7 protein-coding genes are annotated in these 8,246 nt (G+C 32.2%); all 7 read right to left on the bottom strand.

What is annotated here, in order from left to right:
* Nucleotides 1-727 precede the first annotated feature (727 nt).
* The gene (gene ettA, locus BTO16_RS07065) at nucleotides 728-2,419 is read right to left on the bottom strand and encodes an energy-dependent translational throttle protein EttA (RefSeq protein WP_105020917.1); all 1,692 of its coding nucleotides are present in this window, start codon (nucleotides 2,417-2,419) and stop codon (nucleotides 728-730) included.
* Nucleotides 2,420-2,473: 54 nt separating this feature from the next.
* Nucleotides 2,474-2,656 carry a CAL67264 family membrane protein gene (locus BTO16_RS07070; RefSeq protein ID WP_105020918.1) on the bottom strand — a complete coding sequence of 61 codons (183 nt, stop codon included), beginning with the start codon at nucleotides 2,654-2,656 and terminating at the stop codon, nucleotides 2,474-2,476.
* Between the two features lie 118 nt (nucleotides 2,657-2,774).
* Complete coding sequence (lpxD, locus tag BTO16_RS07075; RefSeq protein WP_105020919.1) at nucleotides 2,775-3,767, bottom strand: UDP-3-O-(3-hydroxymyristoyl)glucosamine N-acyltransferase; 993 nt, start codon at nucleotides 3,765-3,767, stop codon at nucleotides 2,775-2,777.
* 51 nt (nucleotides 3,768-3,818) lie between these two features.
* Nucleotides 3,819-5,843: an NADPH-dependent 2,4-dienoyl-CoA reductase gene (locus tag BTO16_RS07080; protein WP_105020920.1), complete on the bottom strand. Its 2,025-nt coding sequence runs from the start codon at nucleotides 5,841-5,843 to the stop codon at nucleotides 3,819-3,821.
* Between the two features lie 123 nt (nucleotides 5,844-5,966).
* On the bottom strand, nucleotides 5,967-6,674 hold the full coding sequence (locus BTO16_RS07085) for a pirin family protein (RefSeq protein ID WP_105020921.1): 708 nt from the start codon (nucleotides 6,672-6,674) through the stop codon (nucleotides 5,967-5,969).
* A gap of 134 nt (nucleotides 6,675-6,808) precedes the next feature.
* Nucleotides 6,809-7,678, bottom strand: a complete 870-nt coding sequence (locus BTO16_RS07090) for a pirin family protein (RefSeq protein ID WP_105021541.1) — start codon at nucleotides 7,676-7,678, stop codon at nucleotides 6,809-6,811.
* Nucleotides 7,679-7,797: 119 nt separating this feature from the next.
* A complete protein-coding gene (locus tag BTO16_RS07095; RefSeq protein ID WP_105020922.1) occupies nucleotides 7,798-8,235 on the bottom strand; it encodes a MarR family winged helix-turn-helix transcriptional regulator in 438 nt (145 codons plus the stop codon).
* Between the last annotated feature and the right edge of the window lie 11 nt (nucleotides 8,236-8,246).

The raw sequence follows: 8,246 nt of genomic DNA on the forward strand, positions 1-8,246 counted from the left end.
TTAATAGTTTTCTTTAAAACCTGTATTTTTTTAGTGCTTGCATACATTATTAAAAAGAGAGTAAGTTTGCGCTAATTCAACTAAATTTTATTTTCTAAATACTTTCAACAAGTTTAATGCAAAAAACGGAGATACAAGTAAAAAAAATAATCCCTTTAAATAACTTAATTACAAACACTTAAGTTAATCGATTAGAAATCTAACCCCATTATTTTAGGCAAGATGATTTAGTTTCCATTAATTTACATCTTAATAACAATTATATACTAAGAATATAAAATTTTTAAAATATAATAAGATTGATTTTAGATGAATTAGGGAGCATCTAAAACCAAAAAGCAGGCTAAGTGTTTACATTTAGTCTGTTTTTGTACTATACAAGGATTTATAATAATTAAACGGTACTTAATAAATACTGTTAAATTACTCCACTATTTATAAAACCTTTAGAAGTTGTAAAAAGAATACCTCTAATCAATTTAACATCAGATTTTTTTTGACTAATCAGCAAAAAGTGAAAATAAAAAAACAGACTAAGTTTAGACTTCATCTGTTTTCTATTACATTAAATTTTACTTTTTAAAAATTTAATAAAAGGGGTTTTTCCTAAAATAAAAGGGAGTTTTCCCTAATAAATACATCATTTAAAATATGTAATTTTGAATGCACGCATGATCCCCAACTATTAATTAATCCGAAATCCTCATTTTTATAATGAGGATTTTTTTTATCTAATTAGTTTTTTATACTTAAGACGTTTTGGCATTAAATCTCCGCCCAAACGTTTTTTCTTGTTCTCTTCATATTCAGAAAAAGATCCTTCAAAGAAATACACTTGACTATCTCCTTCAAAAGCTAAAATATGTGTACAAACTCTATCTAAAAACCATCTATCGTGACTAATTACCACTGCACAACCTGCAAAGTTTTCTAAACCTTCTTCTAAGGCTCTTAATGTATTTACATCTAAGTCATTTGTTGGCTCATCCAAAAGTAAAACATTCCCTTCTTCTTTTAAGGTCATTGCTAAATGCAATCTGTTTCTTTCTCCTCCCGATAAAGTATCTACTTTTTTGTTTTGCTCACTTCCAGAAAAATTAAAGCGACTTAAATATGCTCTAGAATTTACTTGCTTTCCTCCCATCATCACTAAGTCTTGACCATCAGAAAAATTTTCCCAAATAGTTTTCTCTGGATCGATGTTTGAATGTGCTTGATCTACATAAGCTATTTTTGCAGTTTCACCTACATCAAAACTACCCGCATCTGGAGTTTCTTCGCCCATAATCATTTTAAAAATGGTTGTTTTTCCTGCTCCATTGGGACCGATAATTCCAACAATTCCTGCTTGCGGTAAACTAAACTCTAGATTTTCATATAATAATTTATCTCCAAAAGCTTTAGAAACACCTTTGGCATCAATAACATTTGTACCTAATCTTGGTCCGTTAGGAATATAGATTTCTAACTTTTCATCTACTTGCTTTTGATCTTGACTCATTAACTTATCATAGTTCTTCAAACGTGCTTTTTGCTTTGTTTGACGACCTTTTGCCCCTTGTCTAACCCAATCTAGCTCACGTTCTAAAGTCTTTTGGTGCTTAGAAGCTGTTTTACTTTCGCGTGCCATTCTTTGAGACTTTTGATCTAACCAAGCCGCGTAATTTCCTTTCCAAGGAATTCCTTCACCTCTGTCTAATTCTAAAATCCAACCAGCAACATTATCTAAGAAATATCTATCATGTGTTACTGCAATTACAGTTCCTTTATATTGTGCTAAATGATGCTCTAACCAATGTACAGATTCGGCATCTAAGTGGTTAGTTGGCTCATCTAATAGCAAAATTTCTGGTTCTTGTAATAACAATCTACACAACGCAACTCTTCTTTTTTCTCCACCAGAAAGTACGCCAATTTTTTTATCAGCATCTGGCGTTCTTAAAGCGTCCATTGCAATTTCTAGTTTGGTATCTAATTCCCAAGCATTTGCTGCTTCAATTTTATCTTGAAGTATCGTTTGCTGATTCATTAGTTTTTCCATTTTATCAGCATCAGAATATACTTCTTCTAAGCCAAACATATCATTAATTTTGTTGTATTCGTCTAAAATAGCAACTGTTTCTGCAACACCTTCTTTAACAATTTCTAAAACTGTTTTCTCTGGATCTAGTTGTGGTTCTTGTTCTAAATACCCAACTTTATAACCAGGCACAAATGTGACATCACCTTGAAAATTCTTCTCTACGCCTGCAATAATTTTTAATAAAGTAGATTTTCCTGATCCATTTAAACCAAGAATACCAATTTTTGCACCATAAAAGAAACTTAAATAAATATCTTTTAAAACTTGTTTTCCTGTTGATTGATAAGTTTTAGACAACTTATTCATCGAAAAGATTACTTTCTTATCGTCGCTCATTATATACTATTTTTAAAATTTAATTTGAAAACTGCTACAAGAAAATGTAGACTTTTATACTCTTCCTTTTAAGGCATTAAATACCCAAGCAATACAGAAAAAACCAATTCCCACAGTTGCAAACCCCCAGCCAGCAACATCATTGTATCTGTAAGCACCCATTAATATTAGTACAACTCCCATAAAAAGCATTAAAAAAGTTGCCCAACCAAGGACCGTATTTTTATTCATTCCCATAATTCGTAAATCGTTAGTTTGTCTGGCAAATATCGTTAATTATTTGGTACTGCCAAATTAAAGCCATTGGTAAAAAGCAATGAAGGTTAGTCTATTAAAAAGTGATAAGGATAAAAACTTAATTTCTACCAAGTTTACGCAAAGCCACCCATTGTTTCATTTTTTCTCTAGAATCACATGCAGGATAACCAACTACAGATTTACCAGCCTGTACGTCTGCAATAACGCCCGAACCAGCACCTACTTTTGCGCCAGAATGAATGGTAACGTGGTCTTTTATAGAAGCACTTCCGCCAATAATTACGCCATCTCCTAGCGTTACAGAACCTGCTAAACCGCTATTTCCTGCCATAATACAGCATTTTCCTAAAACAGAATTATGCCCTATTTGAACTAAATTATCAATCTTGCAACCATCACCTAAAATAGTAGAGCTAAATTTACCACGATCAATACAAGAATTAGATCCTACCTCAACACCGTTACCGATAACAACATTACCAATATGTTTTATTTTCACCAAACCTCTACCATCTTCACTTGGTCTATATCCAAAACCATCTGAACCAATACTTACATTTGAGTGAAAAATACAATGACTTCCAATTTTACTTCGTTCTCTAATCACTGTTCCAGACCAAATAACAGTTTCATTACCAATTGTACAGTCATCAAAAACAGAAACATTAGGATAAATGGTAACATTATCTCCTAATACTACATTTCTACCAATATAGGAGTTCGCGCCAACTTTACAACCTTTTCCTAGTTTTACAGTTTTGTCTATTACCGCGGTTGGATGAATATCTGTTTCAAAAAAAGGAGGCTCTGGTTCAAAAGCGTCTAATAAAACCGCCATTGCCAAATCCGGATTTTTTACTTTTATAAATGCTTTTCCTTCTCCGGGTAAAATAGGTATACCCTCATAAACTAGTGCTAAACTCGCATTCGATTTTTCCCATAAACCAACATATTTAGAACTTCCAATAAAAGTAATATTCCCTTTAATGGCGTTTTCAATCTGCTCTGGCGCATTAATTTGATCATTGCAATTGCCAATTTGTTCACCGTTTACAAGCACAGCTATTTCTTCAATAGAGAATGATTTCATATAAAAATTTTATTATTCTATAAATGTACTATAATATTATTTAAACTTTTACTAAATACTTGCAGCCAATCTTGTTGCTTGATTAATAGCTCTTTTTGCATCTAATTCAGACGCAAAATCTGCACCACCAATAACTTGTACTTTTTTACCAGCATCAAATAAAGGTTGATACAATTCTTTTAGAGGAGTTTGTCCTGCACAAATAATTACGTTATCAACTTCTAAAATTTTTGCTTCTTCATTTTCTATATAGTGTAAACCGATATCATCAATTTTTGTATAAGAAACTTCATTTATAAATTGAACATTTTTCATTTTTAAAGTAGATCTATGAATCCAACCTGTAGTTTTACCTAAATTTCCACCAAATTTACCTTTGCTTCTTTTAAACATAAAAATCTCTCTTGGTGATGGATGTACTTCTTGTTTAACACCTTCTATTCCGCTTCTAGATTGTAGCGTTTTATCGATTCCCCATTCTTTTAACCAAGCATCAATATCTAGCGCTGTAGATTCTCCTTCATGCGCCAAATATTCTGATACATCAAAACCAATTCCTCCTGCACCAATTACGGCAACTCTTTTTCCTACTGGTTTTTTATGCTTTAAAACATCAATGTAACTAAGTACTTTTTTGTTATCAATTCCTTCAACTTTTAGATTTCTTGGTAAAATTCCTGTTGCAATAATAATTTCATCAAAATCAAATTTTAATAAATCATCCGCAGAAACTCTAGTATTTAATTTTAAAGTAACCTTTTGAAGCTCAATTTGTTTATTAAAATAACGAATCGTTTCGTAGAATTCTTCTTTTCCTGGAATTTGTTTTGCCATATTAAATTGACCACCAATTTCTTTATCTGCATCAAATAAAGTAACATCATGTCCTCTTTGGGCTGCGATTGTTGAAAAAGCCAATCCTGCCGGACCTGCACCAATTACTGCAATTTTTTTCTTATTTTCTGTTGGATTGTAATTGAGTTCTGTTTCGTGGCAAGCTCTTGGATTTACTAAACAACTTGCTACTTTTTGTTCAAAAACATGGTCTAAACACGCTTGATTACAACCAATACAAGTATTTATTTCATCGCTTTTATCAGCTTCTGCTTTATTTACCCATTCAGGATCTGCTAAAAACGGACGCGCCATAGAAACCATGTCGGCGTGACCTTCTGCTAGTATCTTCTCAGCAGTTTCTGGCATATTAATTCTATTGGAAGTGATCAACGGAATTGACAATTCTTCCTTCATTTTTTGAGTGACCCACGTAAATGCAGCTCTCGGAACCGATGTTGAAATAGTAGGAATTCTAGCCTCGTGCCAACCAATTCCTGTATTTATAATCGTTGCGCCTGCTTTTTCAATTTCTTTTCCTAACTGAACAACTTCTTGCCAAGAACTTCCTCCTTCAACCAAATCTAACATTGATAATCTGTAAATAATAATAAAATCTGTGCCTACAGCTTCTCTGGTTTGCTTAACCAACTCGATAGGTAAACGCATTCTGTTTTCATATTCTCCACCATACTTATCAGTTCTTTTATTGGTTCTTTTTGCAATAAATTGATTGATTAAATACCCTTCCGACCCCATGATTTCAACTCCATCATAACCTGCTATTTTAGAAAGTTCTGCACAGTTTACAAAATCACGAATAGTTCTATTGATTCCTGATTGTGTTAATTTAAAAGGTTTAAAAGGTGTTATTGGCGATTTTATTTTAGAAGGTGCAACACTAAAAGGATGATATCCATAACGACCAGAATGTAAAATTTGCATACAAATTTTACCTCCTTCTTTATGAACTGCTGCTGTTATTTTTTGATGATGTTTTGCATGTTTTAGCGTAGACATTCTTGCGGCAAAAGGACCTGTCCAACCTTGAATATTTGGCGCAATACCTCCTGTAACAATTAAACCTACTCCGCCTTTTGCTCTTTCTGCATAATAGGCAGCAATTCTATCGATTCCGTTTTTCTCTTCCTCTAAACCTGTATGCATAGAACCCATTAAAATTCTATTTTTTAAGGTTGTAAATCCTAAATCTAATGGCTCAAAAATATGTTTGTATTTCATCTGTTTTATCTTAAATCTATTATGCACGCATAATACATTGCAAGATATGTTTATTTTCTGAAAATAAAAAACCAAAGAAATTGATTCTTTGGTTTTTTACAATTTAAAAAATATCTGTTTTATTTAATTTATAGGAACGTCTATAATCAATAATTTACTTTTCGTTTTTGCCGTTATCACTACTTTTTCTGTTTCTATAATTCCTATTGCATCTCTTTTTTCTAGAATTTGATCCGCAATCGAAACTTCTCCATCGATTAAAAAGAAGTAAGCTCCGTTTTTTAGTTGGTATTCAGTTTCAAATTCTGGATCTAAATCAATCATTGAAATATAACCTTGCTGATGCATTGGCAATGAACCTTCAACTAATTTATCTACTGGTGAAACTAAGACTTGAAATTTATTTTTTCGCCCAGCTTTGTCAAACATTTTTTGATTGTAATGTGGCGTTACGTTTTCTGCTTGCGGAATAATCCAAAGTTGTAGAAAGTTAACAGCGTCTGTTTTACTGTGATTAAATTCTGAGTGCGTTAAACCAGTTCCTGCACTCATAACTTGTACTTCCCCAACTTCAATAGCTCGCTGATTGTTCATATTATCTTTGTGAGATAACGCGCCAGAAATAGGAATAGAAATGATTTCCATATTTCTATGCGGATGTGTGCCAAAACCCATATTTGGTTGCACAACATCATCATTTAAAACACGTAGCATTCCAAAATTCATTCTTTCTAAATTTTGATAATTTGCAAAACTAAATGTGTGATTCGATTTTAACCAACCATGATTTGCAAATCCTCTTGTAGTTGATTTATGAAGTATTTTTTTCATTTTTATTTCCTTTTTTTTTTTTGCGTTAGGGATTGAGGCATTTGTTGAAGCTCATTTTCTTTTTCAGAAAATAGCGACTGCCGAAAGCGCGACCCTGGTCCTGAATGCCTTCAGGATTAAGTAACGCCCAAATATTAATATAAATAGCCCATTTTACCTTGTTGAAAATCGCGCATTGCTTCTAAAATTTCTTTTTGCGTATTCATTACATAAGGTCCATATTGCGTAACTTTCTCTTTAATAGGTTCTCCTGATAAAATTAAAATAGTGCTTTGTTTTTTTGCTTCAAACTGAATTTTAGTTCCGTCTTGATAAAAAGTTATCATTTGATTTTCTCCTTTCTTTAAAATATCAGAATTATTTACCAAAATCTCTCCCTCTAATAAATAAATTAAAGATTGATGATTTTGCGGAATTTCTATTTCTAGCTTTCCGTTTTCATCAGCAGTTGCTGTAAAAACATTTACTTCTGTTTGAGTTTTAATCAATCCTGTTTTTAAAGCCTGATTTCCAGCAATAATATTTAACTGCACTTTTTTATCTTCGGATATTAGTTTCGGAATTTGATTTTCTTCTAAATGCTGATAATTAGGCGTCATCATTTTGTTTTTTGCAGGCAAATTTAACCACAACTGAATTCCCTCTAAATCACCACCTTTTTTCACAAATTCTTTGGTTGGCGCTTCTGCATGAATAATTCCACGTCCAGCGGTCGTCCATTGAACGCCACCTGCTTTTACAACCATTTCATTTCCTAGAGAATCTCGATGTAATTGTTCGCCTTTAAATAATAACGTAATTGGCTCAAAACCTCTGTGAGGATGCGGACCTAAATCGAAAGGGTTTGAAAATTCGCTTATTGCATAAGGGCCGTAATGATGCAATAACAAAAACGGATCTAAATTTTCAATTCCTTCTGTTGGTAAAGGTTGACGCAGTTTTATTGGCCCCATATTTACCAGCGGACTTTTTACTATATGTTGTATTGATTTATAAATTTTCATGATTTTTTTGCTAATTGTTCTCGATATAATTCCGATTAAAATCGGAATCACTTGAACTGACATTTCGATCTTTACGGTGCTTTATTTATTCTCCAAGGAAAATATTTATACAAATTTTTTTATCTTATTTTATCTAAAAGATTACTTAAAGTAGTTGCTTCTTCTTCGGATAAATTATCTAAAAAAGACACGTTTTTTAGTTCGTCAATCGTTGATAATAATTTTAAACCAACCTGCGAAATTTTAACATACACTACTCTTCTATCATGCTCACAACGTTCTCTTTCTATTAGATTTTTATCACACAATTTGTCCATTAAACGAGTTGCATTTGGCGCTCTTTCTATCATTCTGTCTTTTACAATTTGCACCTTAATTTGTTCTTTTGCACCACGTAAAATTCTTAAAATATTATATTGTTGAGGCGAAATCCCGAAAGGTTTAAAAAACTCATTTTCTCTGCTACTTAACCAATTTGAAGTATACTTTATATTAATTAACGCTTTTACTTTACTACTAGTAAATTTCGATTTTATGTCTTTAGAAATATCTCCCATGGTTTAGTTTT

Source organism: Polaribacter glomeratus, assembly GCF_002954665.1.
Taxonomy (GTDB): Bacteria; Bacteroidota; Bacteroidia; order Flavobacteriales; family Flavobacteriaceae; genus Polaribacter; species Polaribacter glomeratus.